The 19,897-nt window shown below is 47.4% G+C and carries 22 protein-coding genes and 1 riboswitch; of the genes, 12 read left to right on the top strand and 10 right to left on the bottom strand.

Annotated elements, in window-relative coordinates:
- Positions 1 to 7: 7 nt before the first annotated feature.
- Complete coding sequence (locus CVV44_12160) at positions 8 to 217, bottom strand: hypothetical protein (protein ID PKL37916.1); 210 nt, start codon at positions 215 to 217, stop codon at positions 8 to 10.
- Between the two features lie 30 nt (positions 218 to 247).
- On the opposite strand from CVV44_12160, the gene CVV44_12165 reads away from it, so the two are divergent.
- Genes CVV44_12165 through CVV44_12190 form a run of 6 tightly spaced genes read left to right on the top strand, consistent with a single transcriptional unit; the run spans position 248 to position 3,519 of the window.
- Entirely contained in the window at positions 248 to 430 is a 183-nt protein-coding gene (locus CVV44_12165) for a hypothetical protein (protein ID PKL37917.1), read from the top strand.
- A 36-nt stretch (positions 431 to 466) separates the two neighbouring features.
- Complete coding sequence (locus CVV44_12170) at positions 467 to 697, top strand: hypothetical protein (protein PKL37918.1); 231 nt, start codon at positions 467 to 469, stop codon at positions 695 to 697.
- A complete protein-coding gene (locus CVV44_12175) occupies positions 684 to 1,751 on the top strand; it encodes a 3-methyl-2-oxobutanoate dehydrogenase subunit VorB (GenBank protein PKL37919.1) in 1,068 nt (355 codons plus the stop codon). Before CVV44_12170 ends, CVV44_12175 begins: the two co-directional genes overlap by 14 nt.
- Positions 1,752 to 1,761: 10 nt before the next feature.
- Positions 1,762 to 2,514, top strand: coding sequence for a 2-oxoglutarate oxidoreductase (locus CVV44_12180; GenBank protein PKL38217.1), 753 nt, complete (start codon positions 1,762 to 1,764; stop codon positions 2,512 to 2,514).
- Positions 2,515 to 3,060 (top strand): 2-oxoacid:ferredoxin oxidoreductase subunit gamma, encoded by a 546-nt coding sequence (locus tag CVV44_12185; GenBank protein PKL37920.1) that lies wholly within the window; start codon positions 2,515 to 2,517, stop codon positions 3,058 to 3,060.
- Between the two features lie 30 nt (positions 3,061 to 3,090).
- Complete coding sequence (locus CVV44_12190) at positions 3,091 to 3,519, top strand: hypothetical protein (protein PKL37921.1); 429 nt, start codon at positions 3,091 to 3,093, stop codon at positions 3,517 to 3,519.
- Positions 3,520 to 3,524: 5 nt separating this feature from the next.
- On the opposite strand, the gene CVV44_12195 is transcribed toward CVV44_12190, so the two are convergent.
- The gene (locus tag CVV44_12195; GenBank protein ID PKL37922.1) at positions 3,525 to 5,717 is read right to left on the bottom strand and encodes a hypothetical protein; all 2,193 of its coding nucleotides are present in this window, start codon (positions 5,715 to 5,717) and stop codon (positions 3,525 to 3,527) included.
- Positions 5,718 to 5,943: 226 nt separating this feature from the next.
- Between CVV44_12195 and CVV44_12200 the strand changes: the two genes are divergently transcribed.
- Positions 5,944 to 7,821, top strand: a complete 1,878-nt coding sequence (locus tag CVV44_12200) for an acyl-CoA dehydrogenase (protein PKL37923.1) — start codon at positions 5,944 to 5,946, stop codon at positions 7,819 to 7,821.
- Positions 7,822 to 7,975: 154 nt separating this feature from the next.
- Here the strand turns inward: CVV44_12200 and CVV44_12205 are convergent, their stop codons facing one another.
- On the bottom strand, positions 7,976 to 8,458 hold the full coding sequence (locus CVV44_12205) for a hypothetical protein (GenBank protein ID PKL37924.1): 483 nt from the start codon (positions 8,456 to 8,458) through the stop codon (positions 7,976 to 7,978).
- Between the two features lie 126 nt (positions 8,459 to 8,584).
- A complete protein-coding gene (locus CVV44_12210; GenBank protein PKL37925.1) occupies positions 8,585 to 9,253 on the bottom strand; it encodes an ATP-binding protein in 669 nt (222 codons plus the stop codon).
- A 220-nt stretch (positions 9,254 to 9,473) separates the two neighbouring features.
- A riboswitch (cobalamin riboswitch) is annotated at positions 9,474 to 9,677 on the top strand.
- Positions 9,678 to 9,788: 111 nt separating this feature from the next.
- On the opposite strand from CVV44_12210, the gene CVV44_12215 reads away from it, so the two are divergent.
- The 4 genes from CVV44_12215 to CVV44_12230 all read left to right on the top strand — a co-directional run bounded on the left by CVV44_12215 (position 9,789) and on the right by CVV44_12230 (position 13,663).
- Positions 9,789 to 10,415, top strand: coding sequence for a biopolymer transporter (locus CVV44_12215; protein PKL37926.1), 627 nt, complete (start codon positions 9,789 to 9,791; stop codon positions 10,413 to 10,415).
- An 18-nt stretch (positions 10,416 to 10,433) separates the two neighbouring features.
- Positions 10,434 to 10,835, top strand: coding sequence for a hypothetical protein (locus CVV44_12220; GenBank protein PKL37927.1), 402 nt, complete (start codon positions 10,434 to 10,436; stop codon positions 10,833 to 10,835).
- Positions 10,819 to 11,532 carry a hypothetical protein gene (locus CVV44_12225; protein ID PKL37928.1) on the top strand — a complete coding sequence of 238 codons (714 nt, stop codon included), beginning with the start codon at positions 10,819 to 10,821 and terminating at the stop codon, positions 11,530 to 11,532. Before CVV44_12220 ends, CVV44_12225 begins: the two co-directional genes overlap by 17 nt.
- Before the next feature lie 88 nt (positions 11,533 to 11,620).
- On the top strand, positions 11,621 to 13,663 hold the full coding sequence (locus CVV44_12230; GenBank protein ID PKL37929.1) for a hypothetical protein: 2,043 nt from the start codon (positions 11,621 to 11,623) through the stop codon (positions 13,661 to 13,663).
- 122 nt (positions 13,664 to 13,785) lie between these two features.
- Here CVV44_12230 and CVV44_12235 read toward each other — a convergent pair whose 3' ends face one another.
- The 5 genes from CVV44_12235 to CVV44_12255 all read right to left on the bottom strand — a co-directional run bounded on the left by CVV44_12235 (position 13,786) and on the right by CVV44_12255 (position 17,685).
- Positions 13,786 to 15,261: a hypothetical protein gene (locus CVV44_12235; protein PKL37930.1), complete on the bottom strand. Its 1,476-nt coding sequence runs from the start codon at positions 15,259 to 15,261 to the stop codon at positions 13,786 to 13,788.
- Between the two features lie 38 nt (positions 15,262 to 15,299).
- Positions 15,300 to 16,526, bottom strand: coding sequence for a cofactor-independent phosphoglycerate mutase (locus CVV44_12240; GenBank protein PKL37931.1), 1,227 nt, complete (start codon positions 16,524 to 16,526; stop codon positions 15,300 to 15,302).
- Between the two features lie 109 nt (positions 16,527 to 16,635).
- On the bottom strand, positions 16,636 to 17,052 hold the full coding sequence (locus tag CVV44_12245) for a molybdenum cofactor biosynthesis protein MoaE (GenBank protein PKL37932.1): 417 nt from the start codon (positions 17,050 to 17,052) through the stop codon (positions 16,636 to 16,638).
- 9 nt (positions 17,053 to 17,061) lie between these two features.
- Entirely contained in the window at positions 17,062 to 17,307 is a 246-nt protein-coding gene (locus tag CVV44_12250) for a hypothetical protein (GenBank protein PKL37933.1), read from the bottom strand.
- A 9-nt stretch (positions 17,308 to 17,316) separates the two neighbouring features.
- Positions 17,317 to 17,685 (bottom strand): hypothetical protein, encoded by a 369-nt coding sequence (locus CVV44_12255; protein PKL37934.1) that lies wholly within the window; start codon positions 17,683 to 17,685, stop codon positions 17,317 to 17,319.
- A gap of 571 nt (positions 17,686 to 18,256) precedes the next feature.
- On the opposite strand from CVV44_12255, the gene CVV44_12260 reads away from it, so the two are divergent.
- On the top strand, positions 18,257 to 19,132 hold the full coding sequence (locus CVV44_12260) for a hypothetical protein (GenBank protein PKL37935.1): 876 nt from the start codon (positions 18,257 to 18,259) through the stop codon (positions 19,130 to 19,132).
- Positions 19,133 to 19,162: 30 nt separating this feature from the next.
- On the opposite strand, the gene CVV44_12265 is transcribed toward CVV44_12260, so the two are convergent.
- Positions 19,163 to 19,753, bottom strand: coding sequence for a hypothetical protein (locus tag CVV44_12265; GenBank protein ID PKL37936.1), 591 nt, complete (start codon positions 19,751 to 19,753; stop codon positions 19,163 to 19,165).
- Between the last annotated feature and the right edge of the window lie 144 nt (positions 19,754 to 19,897).

Genomic DNA, 19,897 nt, shown 5'->3' on the forward strand with positions numbered 1-19,897 from the left:
CAGTCGTCTACTGTTCCACGAAGGTGCCAGATTGCCGCTCGATTTTTATGAGCTGATACATCTCTTCCGTTGTTATTATAATGCAGAAAGGCTCGGCGCACATGGGGCATGAGCCCGTATTGTCTCCAACGACCAGATTTTCCAGTTTCAGTTCCAGTCTTGATCCGCAGAGAAGGCAGGTGTAATCGGCGGCTCTCATTTCAGGGGCTTTGAACATGGGTGGCACCTCGTTCCAGTAGTCTGTTTAATGCTGCAGTTCAAAGTTTCATGCGGTCCCGGTCAAATATTTTTTACTTTTCACGATCTTCGTGTTCTTTCTGTGATATCCTCTTTGAAAAATCTTTCAACGCATCTGAATATATGTCATGAAAAATTTCCTTGCAAAATAAAACCCATCCTGAGTATATGGACAGAACTTATATTTGTATAATATTCAATTTTGTAGTAATAAAATCCGGAATAACTGATGACTAAGGAAAAAAAGAAGTTTCGTGTTGTAGTCAGGGAACAGGGCTGCAAGGAGTGTAATCTCTGTATAGAATTCTGCAAGCAGAAGGTCCTCCAATCGTCAAAGAATCTCAATAAAATGGGATATCACTACGCAGAAGTCGTTAATGAGAATGCCTGCGTGGGTTGTATGGTATGTACCCAGATATGTCCCGACGTGGTGATAGAGGTGTACGGTGAAGGAGAATAAGATATTTATAAGCGGAAACCATGCCTTCGCTGAGGCTGCTATCCGGGCGGGAGTTAAGTGCTACTTCGGGTATCCCATTACTCCCCAAAACGAGCTCGGTGAATATATGGCGCAGCATCTTCGTGCGAACGATGGCGTTTTTCTCCAGTCTGAGAGTGAAACAGCCGCTATCAATATGGTTATCGGCGCTGCAGCAACGGGCGTGCGAGCCATGACATCCTCGTCAAGTCCCGGCATAAGCCTGAAGCAGGAAGGTATGTCTTTCCTCGCCGGGTTTGAGCTCCCTGCCGTGGTGGTCAACGTGATGAGGGGAGGGCCGGGTCTGGGCAACATCGCCCCGGCGCAGGGAGATTATTTCCAGGCGACGCGCGGAGGCGGCCACGGGGACTACAGGACCCCGGTACTGGCTCCGGCATCGGTTCAGGAAATCGCCGATTTAACATTCGACGCGTTCAACCTGGCCGATAAATACCGTACGCCGGTCATGCTCCTTGGCGACGGCATGATGGGCCAGATGAAGGAGCCCGTCATATTTCCTGAAAAGATAAAGAAGCTCCCGGAAAAAGAATGGGCTCTCAGGGGCCGTGGTACGGGGGCCAGCAGGTATATGGCTTCCCTCATACTTGATCCCCGTGAAATGGAGCAGCATAACTGGAAGCTGTTCCGCAAATATAAAGAGATCGAAAAAAACGAGATCAGATATGAATCGTACCTGATGGATGACGCAGAGATTGTCATAATCGCCTATGGCACAACGGCGCGTATAGCCAAGGGTGCCATTAACCGTGTAAGGAAAGACGGTGTGAAGGCCGGGCTTATACGGCCCATCACCCTGTGGCCCTTTCCCTCCAAGGTACTGAATGACCTGGCCCGCACTATCAAGCATTTCATCGTTTTTGAGATGAGTACAGGCCAGATGGTAGAGGACGTTCAGCTTGCCCTCTGCGGTTCGGCGGAGATAACCTTTCACGGACGTCCCGGCGGCATAATACCAACTCCCATTGAGTTCGCCCGGATTATCTACCGTGAGTATCAAAAAATGAAGAAGAAGTAATATGAATACTATGAAACTGAAGAATAAATGGCCTAAATATTATAAAAAAGATGTAGTGACGCACTATTGCCCGGGATGCGGACATGGTATTGTTCACCGGATCGTGGCCGAGGTTCTGGAGGATCTGGATCTGGGCAAGCGGGCCGTCTGCGTCAATCCTGCCGGCTGCGCCGTTCTGGCTTATAAGTACTTTGATATCGATACGCTGGAATCGGCCCACGGAAGGGGAACCGCCATGGCCACGGGAATCAAACGGGCCCGCCCGGAACTGTTTGTATTTACCTATCAGGGCGACGGAGACCTTTCCGCCATTGGTACTGCCGAAACCATTCATTCGGCCAACCGTGGTGAGCAGATATGTGTAATTTTTATCAATAACGCCGTTTACGGTATGACTGGCGGACAGATGGCGCCCACTACGCTTCTCGAACAGAAAACAACGACCTCGCCATTCGGCCGGACGCCGCAGGTCGAGGGATACCCGCTTCATATTACAGACATCCTGGCCACATTTCCCGGTGTGGTTTACGCCGAACGGGTTGCGCTCAACGGTCCAGCCGGTGTCAGGAAGACGAAAAAGGCCATAACCACGGCTTTCCAGACCCAGGTGGACGGTCTCGGTTATTCTATCATCGAAGTGCTGTCGGCCTGTCCCACGAACTGGAAGATGTCCTCCGTTGATTCCCTGAAATGGATCGATGAAGTAATGTCAAAGGAATTTCCCCCGGGAGTTCTTACAGATAAGAGAGGAGAACAAAAATAGATGCTTCTGAAAATACTCAATGCCGGATCGGGAGGACAGGGCGTTCTCACCATGGGGAACATTCTTGGAAACGCCGCTATGCTGGCCGATTATCATGTGACCTATCTTCCGGAATACGGCGCCGCTATGCGTGGAGGAACGGCCAACTGTACCATCAGTATCTCCGATGAGGAAATAGCGTCCCCCATCGCCTCGATCCCCGATATTATTGTGGCGATGAACCAGCCCTCCGTGGCCAAGTTTATCGCACGGATGCTTTCAGGCGGACAGATGATATATAATGCCGATCTGGTTGATACGGTTCCCGTGCGCGGCGATGTCATATTATACGGCGTCCATGCCAACAAAATAGCCCATGAAATGGGGAGCGAGCGTTCGGCAAATATGGTCATTCTGGGTTCCCTGGTAAAACTTATCGCCGTCATCGATCCGGAAAAAGTCCTGGAGAGCATGGAAATGGCCATGGGTTCGAAAAAGAAGCTTTTCGAAATGAGCGTGAAGGCCTTCAGGGCAGGCTTCGAATTATTTGACAACAATACTAAATAGGATATATTAGAAAGAGAGAGGTTCGGTCCAATGCCAATTACCCAGGTTTCAGTCGCGGTTGAAAATACTCCGGGAAAGCTGCTCCAGATAACGGAAGTTCTGGAACATGAAAATATCAATATAAAGGGCATCATGGCCTCATCGGTTCTCAGTCCGGTTCAGCTCCATCTCATCGTTGATGATCCTGAACGTGCAGTCAATGTCCTGAAGAGTTCGGGTTATGCCGTAGAAACGAAAGAGGTTATTGCCGTAGCCACACCGGATCATCCAGGCGGATTTAATGCCGTGCTTCGTCCTCTCACCGAGGCTAAAATTAATATCGACGCGCTATATCCGTTTATCATGCTCAGGGGTCACGACGCCATCGTTATTCTTGACGTTGATAAAATTGAAGAGGCGAAAAAGGTCCTGAAAAAGCACTGGGTTAAAACATTCGGCCCCGAAATTTATAAATCCTGACGCATTCATTCATCGTCGGAAATCTGAATACTTGCCCTCAGCTCATTGGCCTTGTCGTTGAGCACCCGCGTAATCCCGAGAATTATCTCGCTGTTTTCTGAAATTTTCTGAGCCATGGAGGTAAGGCGCTGGATCGTCTCAGCCGTCTCGTTCATGGCCACCTTCTGCTCCGACGTGGACCCCGCAATTACCCTGGCCAGTGCCCCGAATTCCTCGGTTTGCCTGATAACCGTTTCAATGGATGAGTTCTGTTTGGTCAGGGCCTGAGTTACCAGGGCAATCTGGTTGTCGATGCTGCTGATCGTCTGGTTGATGGCCGAGGTGGTGTCCTGGGCGTTGTTCATGATGGTGATGCCGTTGCCAATATCCGTAGATATTTTCATGACCTGGCTTGATATCTGCTTTGAATTATCAGCTGTCATCTGTGCCAGCTTCCCTATTTCATCGGCTACGACGGCAAAGCCCCTGCCGTGTTCGCCGGCCCTGGCCGCTTCTATGGCTGCGTTGAGAGAAAGCAGGTTGATCCGGTCGGTGATGTCGTTAATAAGTGAAACGATATTGGTGATGTTCTGCCCGCCTTCATCAATGATGCCCATCATGTCCGACAGCTGAAGCAGGTTGTCCCTTGTGGCCTCAGTGGCGGCGAGGATATGCCGTATCTCGGTCAGAATCGAGGTGCTGGTTATCTCCACCTCTTTCTGGACCTGTTGCAGCATGAGCACCATATCTTTCGATTTTTTACCCTCTTCGACCTGCTGGCGCATGGAACCATCAATGCTCTCATTGGAGGCCGTGAGCTCCTCGTAGGTGGCGCCCATTTCCTCACTGAGAGCGGCCTGGTCCTGGGCCATGGATGTGTAGGAATCGGCGATTCCGGCCTGCTCGCTGCTTACCTCAAGCAGCTGCCCGGCGATATCATCGGCCTTTTTTACCATGTTGATCAGGATCAGACTTTTCTGCTCGGTTTTTTTATTCAGCAGCGTCAACTCTTCATTCATGGCCCTGAATTTATCGGCAAGCCCCATGGACAGGAGCATGACCTGGGTTGCGGCTCCCATGAGGACGCCGTACCTGGTGAGAAAATTGTCGGGAAGAAATCCAAGAGCCTTAAGGCCATAGAGAACGGCGCCGAGAGCAAGTGCAAGCCAGGCGATAAGGAAATACCGCGCCTGGGCATGGCCTTTTCTCCAGCAGATATATCCACTTAATATGATTATTGGCGCGTAGAGAACGATGGCAAGAACGGCAAAAATAATGGCGAAAAAATAGGGAACGGCCAGGCTGAGAATGAGGTCGGACAGTCCCACATAGAAAAATATGGTTATGATTTTATCGATTCGTGGAGACAGTTCCTTCGTTTTCAAAAAGGAACGGACAAAAAGCGACGAGAAGATAATGACAAGACCTACGGAAAAGGGCACGATGTGTTTGCCCAGCCAGGGGAGAGAGGGCCAGAAAAACTGATAGGCGACACCGTTTTCCCCGGTTATAAAGATGAAGAAGGAAAGTATGTAAAAAATGAGAAATAAATAATTTCTGTCCCAGATGGATAGGAAGAGAAAGATGTTGTAGAATATCATGATGACGATGAATCCATATAAAAGGCCCAAAAATAACTGTTCTGTACCGGTATTCGCGGCAAAGACGGACATGGATTCAATTTTCAGGGGAAGCGTGAAACTGTCCTCGGTATAAATTCTGAGATACCAGGTACCGCTTTTACCCTCGGGGATATTCAGGGGGAAAAGAAAATTCCGGTGGCTTATTTCCCTCTCACTGAAAGGCACCAGCTGCCCCAGTTTTTTTTCACTGTAGCTGCCGTCTTCTTCAGGAGAGAAGAGACTCACATGGTCCAGCAGTGCGTAACTGATTTCCAGGACCTTGTCTTCCCGGCACGCTTCTGTTTTCTGGAGGGAGAAACGAAACCAGTATGTTGAGCGGGTGTAGCCGTAATTGGGAATACTTGCGGTATTGGGCTTAAATTGCTTCCGGATTTCCGGTTCCTGTATTTCCTCTATGGTGAGTTTCCCCCCCGTATCTTTCAGGACATCGAGATATGAACCCTCGAGAGGATACACATCGTGATCGTTCTGGATGGTAAGAATCGGAGCGGCATGTGCATTAAGTGCAGGCAGACCGCATATTAGAGCTAGGCATATGAGGATGAAAGGTTTGTTTAAATATCTTTTTAAAATCATTCTGGTTTTTCACCTGTAATTGGACGGTTGTCCAATCATGCAAGATTAAAAGGTTTTTGTCAACCCAAATATTCGAAATTTTCCCGAAGCCGGGCACGCACAGGCATACAATTATTGACAAAAATAAGGGCAAATTTATAGTTTGATTTAACTTTATGAACACATGCATGGGCAACATTTTTAGGGTAACAAAATATAGAAAACACAAAAAAAATAGGAGGATACTATGGCTATAAATCCAATAGTTGATTCACGGGATGTGAGGTTTATACTGTTCGAAATGTTGGAAGTGGATAATCTGACAAAATACGAAAAGTTTGCAGATTTTGATAAAGACACCTTTGACGAAGTACTGAATCTCGCTGAAACAATCGCCGTTGAGCAGGTTTACCCCATCAACGCAGCCGCTGATAAGAAACACGCAATCTATGACGCAAAAACCAAAGAAGTAAAAGTACCCGAGGAATATTTTCCCGGACTTAATGCCTACTACGAAGCCGGATTCCTGGGCCTTGCCGTTGACCCGGAACTGGGCGGTATGGGCATGCCCCATGTTATTTTTGCCGCAGCCACGGATTATTTTTCATCGGCCAGCGTGGCTTTCACCATGTATCCCGCGCTGAGCATCGGGGCCTTCAACATGTATGCCGCTTTCATGCCCGATTCACCGGCAAAGAAGCAGATAATTGAAAAAATGCTTACGGGAGAATGGGGAGGAACCATGTGTCTCACCGAACCCGATGCCGGTTCCGACGTGGGTGCCCTGAAGACCAAGGCAATCAAAAACAGTGATGGAACTTTTAACATCTCCGGATCGAAAATATTCATTTCCTCCGGTGATAACAATTATTATAAAAACAATGTGCATCCCGTTCTTGCCAGGATCGAAGGCGACCCGGCAGGCACCAAGGGAATATCGATATTTGTTGTTCCGAAGTTTCTCGTTAAAGAAGACGGCTCCCTGGGAGCCCATAACGATGTGGTTTGCGCCGGTATCGAACACAAGATGGGAATTACCGCCTCGGCCACCTGTACGCTGAGCTTCGGCGATGAGAAAAACTGCAAGGGCGTTCTCATGGGCTCCGAGCGACAGGGCATGAAGATCATGTTCCAGATGATGAACGAGGCACGTCTCTATGTAGGCGGACAGGGCATGTCCGTTTCCAGCGCCGCTTATATGCACGCCGTGACTTACGCCCGTAACCGGCTCCAGGGCAAACATGTATCGCAGATGATGAATCCCGATGCTCCCAGCGTTACCATAGTTGAGCATCCCGACGTCAAGCGCTTGCTCCTTTCCATGAAGGCAAGGGTAGAAGCCATGAGAACCCTCACGTATTTCTGCGGTCTTCTCAGCGACCAGACACATGTAATGGAAGGTGATGCCAAGAAGGAGGCTCAGGGACTTCTGGAATTCCTCATTCCTATCAATAAGGCCGGTAATACCGACACGGCATGGGATGTTACGGGTGACGCCATCCAGGTTTATGGCGGATACGGTTTCATCACCGAATATCCCGTGGAGCAGTATGCCCGCGATTCCAAGATCCTTTCTCTGTATGAAGGAACCAACGGTATCCAGGCCATGGACCTGACAATGAGAAAGCTGCTCATGGATAAGGAACAATACAATTACGGAGTTTACAAGAAACGCCTGGCAGAAACTATTGCTCAGGCAAAATCAGCCGGCGTTGATGCTAAATACATCACAGCCATGGAAAAAGCTGTTGCTAAAATGGATGAAACGGTGGATTACCTCAAGAAGCAGATGGCCGAGGGAAAATTCCTCAATATCTTCGCCAATGCCACGCCGCTCCAGAAAGCTTTTACAACGCTTACCTATGCGTGGATGCAGATGTGGGGGCTTGCAAAAGCCACGCAGAAAGCGAAAGAACTCGTTGGCGACAAGAAAGGTGACGAAAGAGAAGCACTGTTGAAAGACAATGCAGAGGCTGCCTTCTATACAGGCCGCGTTCTTTCTGGTCAGTTCTTCATTGGTGCCGAGCTCACCAGGCTTACGGGCCAGTGTGATTACATCCTGAGTGGAGAAGGCGCGGTTACGAAAGCATCAAGCGCTATCTTTACCGGGGCACCTGAAGAGTAAGATACAAAAAAAGATATAGTAGGGCTATCGGGGAGAGATTAGGGGCGTTCCGGAAACGGGCGCCCCTTCTTATTTGATAAGATGGCGGGAGGCGGCCCCGTATAATATAATAGGGACGTATTTATCACGGCCTCTCGCAGCATGCCTTCTCCGGTTATACTACAATGCTTTTGATAATGTTTTGAGGCAGTGTGAACAAGTGAGACCGGTGCTTGAGAAAACCGCCATGAACGATTGAAATAAAAATTATTTCAATTTTTTTCTTCTGTCTGATGGATTTAAGGGCATCAAAGTTATGGTCATTCGTGTAAATAAAATTGAAGGAGAGATTGCTTGAGAACGACTCGTTGTTGCTGATGAGCATGAGCGTGGTATGGCGATCATCGGATTCCACGTACCATGAGCACAGATGGGGATCGATGGATTGGATCACGTCGTCGTGATCGATGTAAAAAATAACATAACTGCGTTTATCTTTGAGGATGTATGATTCACCCTCATTTCCAACCGTATCGTAGAAAAATTTTGAGGCTCCATCCCGGGGCAGCATTTCTCCCTCGTTGAGCTTTTTTACCTCATTGACAATGCTGTTATCTGATGCCCTGAAATTATCTCCGAATGTCTTTAATTGTATCATGCCCGTACTCCAGAATTCACGGTTTATTGGATGGCGGATCGTGATCGGAATGCGATCCCCTGTATTCGGCCACTATAAAAACCGGTTTCAAATTGTCAAGTTTGGAATGATGGATTTCTGTTTTAATTAAACAGGGATGAGGTCGCAAAAACAGAACCGGTCGTCGCGCAGTACCGTACCCCCCTTTTTAAATTTAACGGGGCTGGAGAAAATCGGACCGTCAAAGACAAAGGAATGATATTCGCCTTTTTCCCCGCAGGGATCAACGCCCGCCGGAAGATCGCGAAGAAAGGATGCGTCCATTTCCCGGCCGGCAAAAGCACAGTCCAGTTGCGTCGTGTCCACGCAGGTAATTATCCCCCTGTATTTTTCATCAAGAAAAGTGTGCACAATATCCTTTGTACTTATTCCCCAGAGGGGGAACAGGGCACTCATGCCTGCGGACGAAAGCTTTTCTTCGCGGTAGGTCCGGATGTCCGCCAGATGGATATCGCCGAAGGCCACGGCGGTGACGCCCCTTTGTTTCCAGTGGTTCATGGCTTCCAGCATTTTTTGCGCGTAATCCGTGTCGGTGCAGTGGGCCGGGATGATTATTTCGTAGAGGGGAATCCCCAGGGACAGGGCCTGGGCTTCCAGCAGGGAACGGCGGAAGCCGTGCATGCTCACGCGGCTATAATCTTCTGTGACGGTTGTTATAAGCGAAACTATATTGTAGCGGTCTTCCCCGAGCAGGCATTTTAAGGCCATAGCGCTGTCTTTGCCGCCGCTCCAGGAAAAGAGAATTTGTTCCATCATGCCCATCCTCATGAATCGGTGATAAAAGTATACAGTGGGGACCCTCGCCGTATTTCACGGTCCTGTCCAGAAAAATTTATACTAAACGTTTCCAAATTCTATTCGTCGGTAATTTTTACCTTGACAGAAGAGCAGAATTATTTTGATAGTAGCAGTAGTTACTTTGATATTTGTGCCGGTGAATATTCTATTTTTCTTCGGCATTGTGATCTTTTAAACGTGATATTGATATTTTACAGATTCTCCCCATGGGAGATGAAAAGGGAAACCCGTTAAAATCGGGTGCGGGCCCGCCGCTGTAACCGGGGACCAAGGTCGCACATTGCCACTGTTTGTTGACTGTCGAAAGGCAAGATGAATGGGAAGGCGCGGCCGGAAGGATGATCCGGGAGCCAGAAGACCTGTCTGTAGCGATGGACTGTTATCTTTCGGCAGCAAAGGATAATTATATGCGCACTAATCTGAGGATAGAAAAGGGAATCCCCGGAACCATAAAGGTCCGGGGATTTTTTTTGGTAAAAATTGCGAGGTCACTATGATGATGGAATTTCTGAATCGGGGCGGATGGGTGATGTATGTCATACTCTTTTGCTCCATCGCGTCTTTGGGAATCATTCTTGAACGGTTCTGGTTTTATTTTTCGACGCGCATTGATTACGACCGGTTTATTGATGAAATCAAGGTGATCAGGGAGCGCCGTCCCGGCAGTGAAATGAAGGAATATTTTGTCAGTGGAAAATCAAGTCTGCATGTTCTGGCCGGGGTGATAATGGACAGCATAGAAGTCCCGCGTGAGGAACGCGAGGAACTTCTGCATAAAACAGGGAGCCGTCAGGTCCAGCACATGGAAAGGGGGCTCGCTATTCTGTCGGCCATCGGTCAGCTTGCGCCGCTTTTAGGTCTCCTGGGAACGGTGCTCGGGATGATTACATGCTTCAGGGATATATCAAACCTGGGAGGGCATGCCGATGCCGCGGTTCTGGCCGGCGGGATATGGGAGGCCCTGTTGACGACGGCCTTCGGCCTTACGGTGGCCATACCGGTAATCGGTGTGCACCATTACTTTGAAAGCCTGATAAGCCGCCGCAGCGATGAAATGCAGTACCTTGTGGCTGAATTGAATGTCATGATTCATGGCGATGTACAGACTAATGAAAATTAGGAGCGGGAGGCGGATGCAATGAAACCCTTTATCCGTCATAAACGTACCGGCGCCTGGACAGGCATGACCCCACTGATAGACGTCATGTTCATGTTGCTGCTTTTTTTTCTGCTCACGTCATCCTTCATGGTCCCAAGCATTGCTTTAAAACTGCCGGGGGCGGGGAATACCGATTCGATGGAAGAAGAAGTCATCACCGTAAGTATTGACGCCATGAAACGTGTATACCTGGGAAAAGAAACGGTGAAAATGACGGACCTGGAAGGTCTTCTGCGTGGACAGCTGGAGCAGTCTGAAAAAAAACGCGTACTCTTCAGGGGCGATGAGAATATTCCCTACCGGTATTTTGTGGGAGTTATGGATATAATAAAACGCTCGGGAGCCAGGGAGATCGGTATCGCCCATGAACGGAAACCATAATGTTGAAAAAATAATAACTCCGTTGAGAATGGCCATCGCACTTTCCATGCTCGTGCATGCCGCGGTGCTCGTTACATTGTCGCATAACAATTCGATAGAAATTTCATCAAGGAAGGGGAGGCATACCTATATCAACTTCTCCCTGGTCGGTGACAATGACAGCTCCCTGGCGCAGAAAGACATCCCGGGAGATGGAGCGATGAATAATACGATGGCGAATACCGTTTCGGACTGGAAGATAATGGATGAAAAAATAAAACATGAAACAGACCGTGAGTATTCGGAAAAAAGAACCGTGGCATCATCCATGTCTGCACATGAAGTTCAGGTGATGGAGAATTATGAATCCGCGGTTCTGCAACTCATTAACCGGAACAAGTATTATCCCTCTTTTTCCCGGCGTACCGGGCAGGAAGGCGAGGTTATGCTGAGTTTTACCATCACAAAAAATGGATGTCTCAAGGGACCAGTTTCCATTGTGCGGGCCTGCTCCCATGATTTATTGAACCGGGCCGGTGTGGAAACGATTAATGCTTCTGTTCCTTTTCCAGTTATACCTGATGAACTCGGGCGGCAGGAAATGGCCTTTACTGTGATTATTGATTTTAACCTGAAAGAGTATATGGGAAGAAATGAAAACATGAAACAGGACAGGAATCGTTTGCCTGGACAGTATATTTCCCGTAAAAATATGTGAGTATATGTTTAACGATGCATCAAAGGTACCTGTGTATAGATGATCCCCGATAGTATGGGGAGCGGATTTTGAGAAGGTGAAACCGCGCATGGCCAGCCGGAGTTCTTTCTCGCTTTTTATTAAACTAAAATTCGATGGGAGTAAAGTAATGAAATTATTCAGATTCATATTATTGGGCACGCTCATATTCTGGGTTCCTGCCGCTGGAACCGCTCAGACCGGTGATGCTGTTCTTGAAGATGAAAAGATAGCTGAAGATATAGGAAAGGATTCGGTGAGGCTGGGACGCGTTGTGGTAACTGCAACCAAAACAGAGATACACGAGGCCGAGACCGGTGCTTCAGTTACAATTATTACCGGAGAAGAAATTGAAAAAAAGGGAAAACGATATGTTGTTGATGTGCTGAAAGAGGTTCCCGGGGTTACTGTTTCGAAGAGCGGGAATATAGTATATATATATCTGCGCGGGGCCGATCACGGGAATACCATGGTGCTCATCGACGGTATGCGGGCCAATGATCCGATCAGTGACAGCAAGTCTTTTGATTTCGGACATCTTGTCGCAGAAAATATCGAAAGAATTGAAATAATACGCGGGCCACAGAGCACATTGTATGGATCGGAGGCATCAGGAGGGGTGATCAATATAATTACAAGGAAAGGAAAAGAGAAGACAATCCTGACCGTGAGTGCCGAAGCAGGATCGCCGAAAGCGTATACCGAATCGGTTTCTGTCAGCGGGAAAATTAAAAAAATCGATTATGCATTGGCCGTTTCGAGAATTGATCGGGGAGGATATTCATCAGTATCGGAGGATTCATCCAAGACGTCAAACCTCGAAGGTGATGAGTATGCCAATACGACGTTGTCGTCAAAAATTGGCATAATTTTGCCCTGGGATTTTATTCTTGAGAATAGCCTGTTTTTTTCTTATGCTGATTTTGATATCGATGACTGGGCCGCCGATGATGATCTGAACAGGGTTGATTCGCAGAGAAATATCATCACCGCCACAACAATTAAGCAATCCCCTTTTACGGTATGGGACTATGCTCTGACTTTCGGGTATCATGACATTAAAAGAACCGACGAGGATGATGTGGATTCCGTAGAACCCGCCGATACCATCACTGATTCGTGGTTTCACGGTACTGACATGAAATCCGAGTGGTTAAACAATTTTTATATTGGGAAAATGGATACAATAACTACAGGCGTGGAATACGCGTATGAATCGGGAGAATCCTATTCGAAATATGGAGCTGGTTCTGCCACCGAATTTAATAAAAATGCCTGGACCGTTAATGCTTATGCGCAAAATCACCTGAAACTGTGGGACAGGATTTTTGTCACGGCCGGTATGCGATATATTTTTCACAAGGAATTCAGGAGCCAGTTGACATGGCAGACATCATTGTCCTGTATTCTTCCCGTTATTGAGACGCGACTTCGAGGAACCTATGGGACAGGATTTAAAGCGCCGACTTTATACCAGCTTTATGTAGAAAACTCTTATGTTTCAGGAGACCCGGATCTGAAGCCGGAAAAAAGCAGCGGATTCGAAGTGGGATTTGATCAATCTCTGCTGGATGAGAAGATTGAATTGTCCGCCACCTATTTTGATACACGGTATAGTGAAATGATCACCGGAGTGGAAGTAGCGCCATGGACGTATGAGTACATGAATACAGGGAAGGCCTGGACGCATGGTGTTGAGACAGGTGTAAAAATGAAACTTCCGCATGATGTGGCATTGATGGTGAATTATACCTGTACAATGAGCGAGGACAAATCAACGGGGGAAGAGCTTCTGAAGCGGCCCAGGCACAAGGCATCGGCAGGGCTTGACTGGGAATTTGCTGAGGCCGGAAATCTTAATGTGACATGTAACTATATCGGCGAGCGGAAGGAATCGACGGCCATCACTCTTGATGATTATTACACTGTTGATGTCAGCGCATCGTACTGGATGACAAAATGGGTCCAGGCCTTTATCCGGATAGAAAATATCACCGACAGCGATTATGTGGAATATACGGGCTATACCACTCCGGGCATTTCCGTATATGCCGGACTCAAGGGGCGGCTGGAATTCGGCGAAGATGAAGTAAAGAAAGGCGGTGAATTATAAGAGGTGGAAAATCAGCTGATAATTCACCGTACACGTTAATGATGCGATAAGCACAGCGCCTGTCATCTGACCGTGATTTCTGTGCTTATCGTTTTAATCTGCAGAGGTATGGCTGATTTTCTTTACCGAACCTTGATGTACTGAATCTCTCCCTTTGATTCTTCGGCCGCTGAGGAGTAAAGACAATAGAGGCCGCGCATGGCAAAGGCATCAATCTTTACGGGTAGAATTCTTCCCGATACAATCTCGCCGTCGATTGACAGGGTGGCGAATTTGCCGTCATCGCTTTGAAGGCGATAATCATGCCAGTCCCCGGTATGTACGGGGATGATTCGTGAACATACATCGATGGTTTCATTTTTCAGCGTGACATTATATACGGCACCGTTGCCCATGCTGTAGGCGAAAATGGTGACGGCGTCTCCACCGGTGTAGCGGGCACGGCATTCGATGGTGAAGGCACGCGAGGCGTTATACCGGCTGAAGAGGCCGGCTGATTTGCCCTTTGCGGAATTGACCATGGCGATATGCAGGTCGCCCCTTTCCGTAAAACCCAGGGCCTCCATCACGGTGTCGTCCATGTGGCGCCATTCCTTCGGTGTATTTGAATCGATCCATTCCGTGAAGTGCTCATCGATGGACCACTTTTCAACAACTGTTTCCTCTTTGTAGACCGTTATATCAAACTCCTTAAGGAATTTGCCGAATATCCAGCCTCGATGGCCATTGAGGCTGACGATACGGTACCAGTAATCCCTCTCGTCGCCGATCTGTGAGGCGTCCATGGATTTTTCAAGCTGGATGACGATCTCGTCTTTTTTCAGGGTGCCCACTCGTTGGCCGTTGAGGCCCGCTGAGTTGCGGAGATTGACATTGTCGCCCGTTGACTGGAAAAGCCTGCCGATTTCAGGACTGGTGGGGTATCGTCGGCCGAAGGTGACTATGATGTCAAATAGATCCTGTCCCCTGTTTGTGATGTCAGCTGTTCCTTTCTGGAGCTGATCAAAGAGCATTTTAACGATGTGGGCGATGTAGTTGGTATTGGGATATTTTTTATAAAAAATAATCATGGTCTGGATGAGTCTGCCGTTGTCGGTTTTCTCAATTTTTTGAAGCTGCTCAAAATCCAGGTCTTCAATAAAGGAACTGCCCCGGTATTTAGCCACAAACTCATCGTAGAATTTCCCCCGGGATATAATGCTGCTTCTGCCCCGTTTATCGATAAAGGCCAGGTCGCTCTGTAAATTTTTATTCAGGCCTGAAAGGTAATCCTCGATTTCCTTTCGCGCCTCGTCGTAATCTGGAGTGTTTTTTTTCTCCAGGGCCGATTCAAGGAGCTCATCTTCGAATTTCTTCTCCAGCTTATCAGCCAGGCGGTCAATGGATTTTGCCCGATAATAATGCATTTTTTCCGATGATTCATAATCGGCAACCAGGATGAGTTTGTTCAGCTTCTCGATGGCCCCGACATAATCCCTGTCCTCAAAGGCATCAATGGCGTTTTCAAGGTCCGAATCACGGAAGAATAATATTCCTGCAACAATGGCAAGGATAAGGACTATAACCCCGGTTATGGCTGCGACTATTTTCATATTCATGGTCCCTTTTATTTACGTGTTAGTTATATGGCATTATTTCACAGTCTGCCGTGAATCATGAGCTCAATGAGCCGGTGTCCTTCCCTTATGAAAAGGCCGGTGGCAGAAGCGGCCTCTTCACTGTACTCCCGGGACTTCCTGTCATTGAGAGTGAGGTCGGTCCAGCCGTCGGACCGGTACATGCAGAAAGGCACCGGGTCTGATGAATGGGTCTTTATACTTATTGGGGTGGGGTGGTCGGGCATTATGAGAACCGAGTAGTAATCAAATTTTTTCAGGCCCTCCAGTACGGGTCCCACGACCTTTTTATCGAAATCCTCGATGGCCTGGAGTTTGTGCTCAAGGTTTCCTTCATGGCCAGATTCATCGGGTGATTCTACATGGAGGTAAACATAATCGGCATGTTCCAGGGCAGCGAGAAGGGCGTCGGCCTTGCCCGCATAATTGGTATCGATATATCCCGTGGCACCTTCCACGTGAAGCGGTGTGAGACCGGCGGCGCGGCCTATACCGTGAATGAGGTCCACGGCTGAAATGGTATGTCCTTCCAGTCCGAAGCGTTCCTTCAGGGTGAGAATGGAGGGCTTTCTGCCGCCGCCCCAGAGCCAGAGCGAAACGGGATTTCCACGATAGGTATCCCGGGCCTTTTTAATGGCCTCCGAATGTGCTATTATCTGCTGCGAGCGCTTCATGATGTCCAGAAGCATCCCGGCACCTTCTCCCGAAGGAAGATACGGGTCTATGCCGCGGTCAGTGATATCATGGGGCGGCGTGGCAGTCGTTATCTTTTCATATGGATAGTTGCGCCAGATAACTATATTCCGGTAGGATACGCCGGGATAAAACTCGATGTCTTTTATCCGGATATTATCGGCGATTTCTTTCATGACAACGCGGGTGAATTCCGTCTCAATATGGCCGCCGGCAAAGTCTTTCATGATGCCCTTTTCCAGGGTAGTGATGTTGCATCGAAATGCCGCGTCCCTGGGACCCATTTCTATGTTCATATTCAGTGCTTCCAGGGGAGCCCTTCCCGTGTAGTACACCTTCGGGTCATAGCCGAAAACCGATAGGTTGGCTGTGTCGCTTCCCGGGGACATGCCTTCGGGTACTGTCTGCGTCAGGCCCGCGATGCCCTGTCGGGCGATCCTGTCCATGTTGGGAATCGATGCGTGCTGTAAGGGGGTTTTATTCCCCAGGGAGGCAATGGGCAGATCAGCCATGCCGTCACCCAACAATATGACTATTTTACGCGTTCTATTCATGTTTTACCCATTTTTTTGATTACAGCACTATTTGCACGGTTGCGGTAATATTTCAATAAATAATTTTTGATGATTTTGACTTTTTTGGGAGGATCAGGCTGAGATTCCCTTATGATCTGTCGGATATCCACTGCGAACCGTCGCTGTAGAATTCCTTTTTCCAGATCGGAACTGTCTTTTTAATCGTGTCGATGATAAATCGGGCGGCCTGAAATGATTCGTCGCGATGGGGAGAGGAGACGCAAATAATGATGCTTGCTTCGCCGATGTTGACTCTGCCGTATCGATGCACTATGAGGCAATCGGTGATGGTCCATTCTGCAGAGGCATCCCTGGCGATTTTTTCCAGTTCCGAACGGGCCATTTCTTCATAAATTTCGTATTCCAGGTATGAAACCTGTTTGCCTTTCGATTTATTCCGGGCCCGGCCAATAAAGGTAACCAGGGCGCCGTCCTGTTCGGTCCCGGTCAACGCGTTGGCCGCGGCGATATCGATGGGTTCCAATTGCAGCTTTATTTCTATCATCGGACTTTGTCAGCCTCCGCTGACCGGCGGAAAGATGGCCAGAATATCACCGGCATGCAATACCGTATCAATCTGACAATAGGTACTGTTAAGAGCGAAGAGGAGATTTTCCCTGAGCGTATTGAGTCCCGGGCTCTCTTTCCGAAGCGTGGTGAGGACATCAGCCACGGTGCTTTCATCTTTGACGTTGATTTCTTTCCGGTCGAATCCCAGTGCATCTTTAGCGGAAGCGAATGGTCTGATTGTAATCAGCATCTTGACTCACTACTTGGCGTTTTTTGTGCGTTTGAGCATGAAAAGATAGTGCTTGATGTAAGGTTGGAGGCTCTCATGGTATGAGGAGAGCTCAACGCTTTTCGGCTCTTTCAGAATAATCCCCAGGCTGGTCTTGGTAATATCCTCATCGCAAGTATCAATGATTATTTTAAACCGGCGCATGATCTCACGATCAACAGCATCCAGTGTCATTTTATTCATCTCTGAATACATTTTAAGCAGGTTTGTTTTTTTTCTCGAACCTTTGCCCCGGAAAGATTTCGATACCTTCGTACTCTCGGTTTTTCCGGTTTTTACTTTAGCTGGCTTTTTAGCGGTATTTGTTTTTTTAGCAGCTGCCTTTTTTTTCTCGGCCATTCATCTCACCCATTTCACGAAATAATCGCAGATAATAGAACACACTCTTTACCTGTAAACACAAATTTTAAAAAAAGTTTATGTCATATGATGAAGTATGACTCTTTAAAGCGCAGTAGATAGAAAATAATGTATGTATAAATAGTATCATTGTTGTGTAACAATATCAAGCATTTAATGGTTTGATTTGGTAAGTATTTTGATAGTAAGAAGACTTCTTTAATATAGGGGTCAGAGCATCGAATACGGTATGAAATAATAAAGTGTGCATGAAAAATGTTTATATCCGTGAACATTTGACCGAATAATAGATATGGAAGGATTATTCCGGGCAGGCATGATTCCCCATGATATTAACTGAAGGTGAGGTTCCCATGAAGTGCGCCAAGTGTGGAAAAGAGCTCAATACGCTTAATCATTTTTTTATTCCCGTCCGCAACAGGATATCAGGGCTTCGATACTGCATCCAGTGCGCCAGGGAAGAAAAGATTGTGACGTTGATATAAATGCTGCGGATACCCACTGATTCTGCCATCGTGAAACTCTGTACCCAGACGGGGTCAGAGCAGGCATGATAGGGGCAGCAATGGCAAGGGGTATCATGATGAGCAGGATACTGGTCGTTTCAGGTATTCTTTTCCTTCTAAGTGCTCTGACCCTTTCAACATGCGGTAAAGGTGAATCGGAAGCCGTACGGCATGAGGTAAAAAGAATAATCTCTCTTTCTCCATCCATCACGAGACAGATAATAGACCTCGACGCCTCAGACCTTCTGGTGGGGGTGACAACTTTCCATCCGCCCCTTCCCCGTAAAATAGAAATCGTAGGCACCATGTTAAACCCCGGCATTGAGAAGATTGTGCTTTTGAATCCAGACCTGGTAATACTGTCCGAAGAAGATGGCGCTACACAAAAAATCGATTCCCTGAAAATGGCGGGTATTCCCCTCGTTACATTAGGACGAAACAGGGACTTTGTATCACTCTGTACTAATTATGAACGCCTGGGCCGTATCCTGGGAAGGGCGCAGCTTGCCGTGGAAAAAATAAAGGCTTATGAAGTGGAATTAAATAGAGTACGAAGGCCCCGGAGCGGAATAGGCGTTGTATTTCTTGTGTCACATATCCCCCTGATAACTGTATCGGGCGAGTCTTTCATCGGGCATATCATTGATGATGCAGGCGGAGTAAATATCTTTGCCGATTTGAGGAATCCCTATCCGGTTATATCACTGGAATCGCTGGTGCGGCGTAATCCCCGTGTAATACTTGTCATGACGCAGGATGGGGATATTTATCTCAAACAAAGGATGAAAAAACTGACTGGTAAGGGAGTGGCTGAACCGGGGATTTACTCTATCGCTACTGATCACATTCCGTACTACACTCCTGCCGACTATGTTGCTTCCGTGAGTATCGTGGCTGAACTTATTGGGAGGAAACAATAGGGGCTGGTTTTTTTTTACAGTTTTTTTCTGCTAAAAATAAACAGCGATTCTTTTTAGATAGGCTTGTTCATATAAAAGAAATTTTTTTACACAGGCATCAAAGCTATCACCGAGTGCTGTAAAAAATGCATGAGGTGTTATTGCAACGGGCGCCTTATAGTTTTTTATGAGATATACGTTTATAAATCCCACATCATTTTTTTTTGGGTCAGAAGAGAGTCCTTTCCTTACCGGTTTGTATCCGATGTGCCAGAGCAGCCACAGAAGATATTCTTCAGGATTATCAATTTCCTCTATAACCATTGAGCAGAACCTTTCATTCCAAAAAGGTCCCGTTGTTTTCATTGAACGATTGTATCGTTCCGCGATTCTGGCTTTAATATACTGCATGATTTTTGAGACCGTTTCCCTGTCAAGAAGTGTGCGTATGATCAAATGGATTTCATTATCCACGGGCTCAGCTGCAATAAGTTCGAAATCATATTTTCCCTGGCACATGTGGATCGCCTCAATAAAATACTTACGGTAAAATTTGCTTTTCAGAAGGTCGCGCTTCCCATGGCATCGTGATGTGCAGTGATGTGTTTTGCCCTGGGCGATGTTTCTCAGTCTTCTGGCCATGATTTCTATCCCTATTTATTCTTTAACTATAATGTATAATGTATAATACGGAGAGAGTGTACTTGAATTGAATAAAATCCGGGGTCAGAGCCGGTTTTCTAAGATATGCAGGTTGAATTATTTATAGATTTCTATGGGGTCAGA

This window comes from Spirochaetae bacterium HGW-Spirochaetae-1 (assembly GCA_002839375.1).
In the GTDB taxonomy this organism is placed as follows: Bacteria; Spirochaetota; UBA4802; order UBA4802; family UBA5550; genus PGXY01.

What these genes read in the sequence shown, in the direction of transcription:
- CVV44_12160 (PKL37916.1), bottom strand. Translation starts at nt 217, where the DNA reads ATGTTCAAAGCCCCTGAAATGAGAGCCGCCGATTACACCTGCCTTCTC.
- CVV44_12165 (PKL37917.1), top strand. Translation starts at nt 248, where the DNA reads ATGCTGCAGTTCAAAGTTTCATGCGGTCCCGGTCAAATATTTTTTACT.
- CVV44_12170 (PKL37918.1), top strand. Translation starts at nt 467, where the DNA reads ATGACTAAGGAAAAAAAGAAGTTTCGTGTTGTAGTCAGGGAACAGGGC.
- CVV44_12180 (PKL38217.1), top strand. Translation starts at nt 1,762, where the DNA reads ATGAAACTGAAGAATAAATGGCCTAAATATTATAAAAAAGATGTAGTG.
- CVV44_12185 (PKL37920.1), top strand. Translation starts at nt 2,515, where the DNA reads ATGCTTCTGAAAATACTCAATGCCGGATCGGGAGGACAGGGCGTTCTC.
- CVV44_12190 (PKL37921.1), top strand. Translation starts at nt 3,091, where the DNA reads ATGCCAATTACCCAGGTTTCAGTCGCGGTTGAAAATACTCCGGGAAAG.
- CVV44_12195 (PKL37922.1), bottom strand. Translation starts at nt 5,717, where the DNA reads ATGATTTTAAAAAGATATTTAAACAAACCTTTCATCCTCATATGCCTA.
- CVV44_12200 (PKL37923.1), top strand. Translation starts at nt 5,944, where the DNA reads ATGGCTATAAATCCAATAGTTGATTCACGGGATGTGAGGTTTATACTG.
- CVV44_12205 (PKL37924.1), bottom strand. Translation starts at nt 8,458, where the DNA reads ATGATACAATTAAAGACATTCGGAGATAATTTCAGGGCATCAGATAAC.
- CVV44_12210 (PKL37925.1), bottom strand. Translation starts at nt 9,253, where the DNA reads ATGATGGAACAAATTCTCTTTTCCTGGAGCGGCGGCAAAGACAGCGCT.
- CVV44_12215 (PKL37926.1), top strand. Translation starts at nt 9,789, where the DNA reads ATGATGATGGAATTTCTGAATCGGGGCGGATGGGTGATGTATGTCATA.
- CVV44_12220 (PKL37927.1), top strand. Translation starts at nt 10,434, where the DNA reads ATGAAACCCTTTATCCGTCATAAACGTACCGGCGCCTGGACAGGCATG.
- CVV44_12225 (PKL37928.1), top strand. Translation starts at nt 10,819, where the DNA reads ATGAACGGAAACCATAATGTTGAAAAAATAATAACTCCGTTGAGAATG.
- CVV44_12230 (PKL37929.1), top strand. Translation starts at nt 11,621, where the DNA reads ATGGCCAGCCGGAGTTCTTTCTCGCTTTTTATTAAACTAAAATTCGAT.
- CVV44_12235 (PKL37930.1), bottom strand. Translation starts at nt 15,261, where the DNA reads ATGAATATGAAAATAGTCGCAGCCATAACCGGGGTTATAGTCCTTATC.
- CVV44_12240 (PKL37931.1), bottom strand. Translation starts at nt 16,526, where the DNA reads ATGAATAGAACGCGTAAAATAGTCATATTGTTGGGTGACGGCATGGCT.
- CVV44_12245 (PKL37932.1), bottom strand. Translation starts at nt 17,052, where the DNA reads ATGATAGAAATAAAGCTGCAATTGGAACCCATCGATATCGCCGCGGCC.
- CVV44_12250 (PKL37933.1), bottom strand. Translation starts at nt 17,307, where the DNA reads ATGCTGATTACAATCAGACCATTCGCTTCCGCTAAAGATGCACTGGGA.
- CVV44_12255 (PKL37934.1), bottom strand. Translation starts at nt 17,685, where the DNA reads ATGGCCGAGAAAAAAAAGGCAGCTGCTAAAAAAACAAATACCGCTAAA.
- CVV44_12260 (PKL37935.1), top strand. Translation starts at nt 18,257, where the DNA reads ATGATAGGGGCAGCAATGGCAAGGGGTATCATGATGAGCAGGATACTG.
- CVV44_12265 (PKL37936.1), bottom strand. Translation starts at nt 19,753, where the DNA reads ATGGCCAGAAGACTGAGAAACATCGCCCAGGGCAAAACACATCACTGC.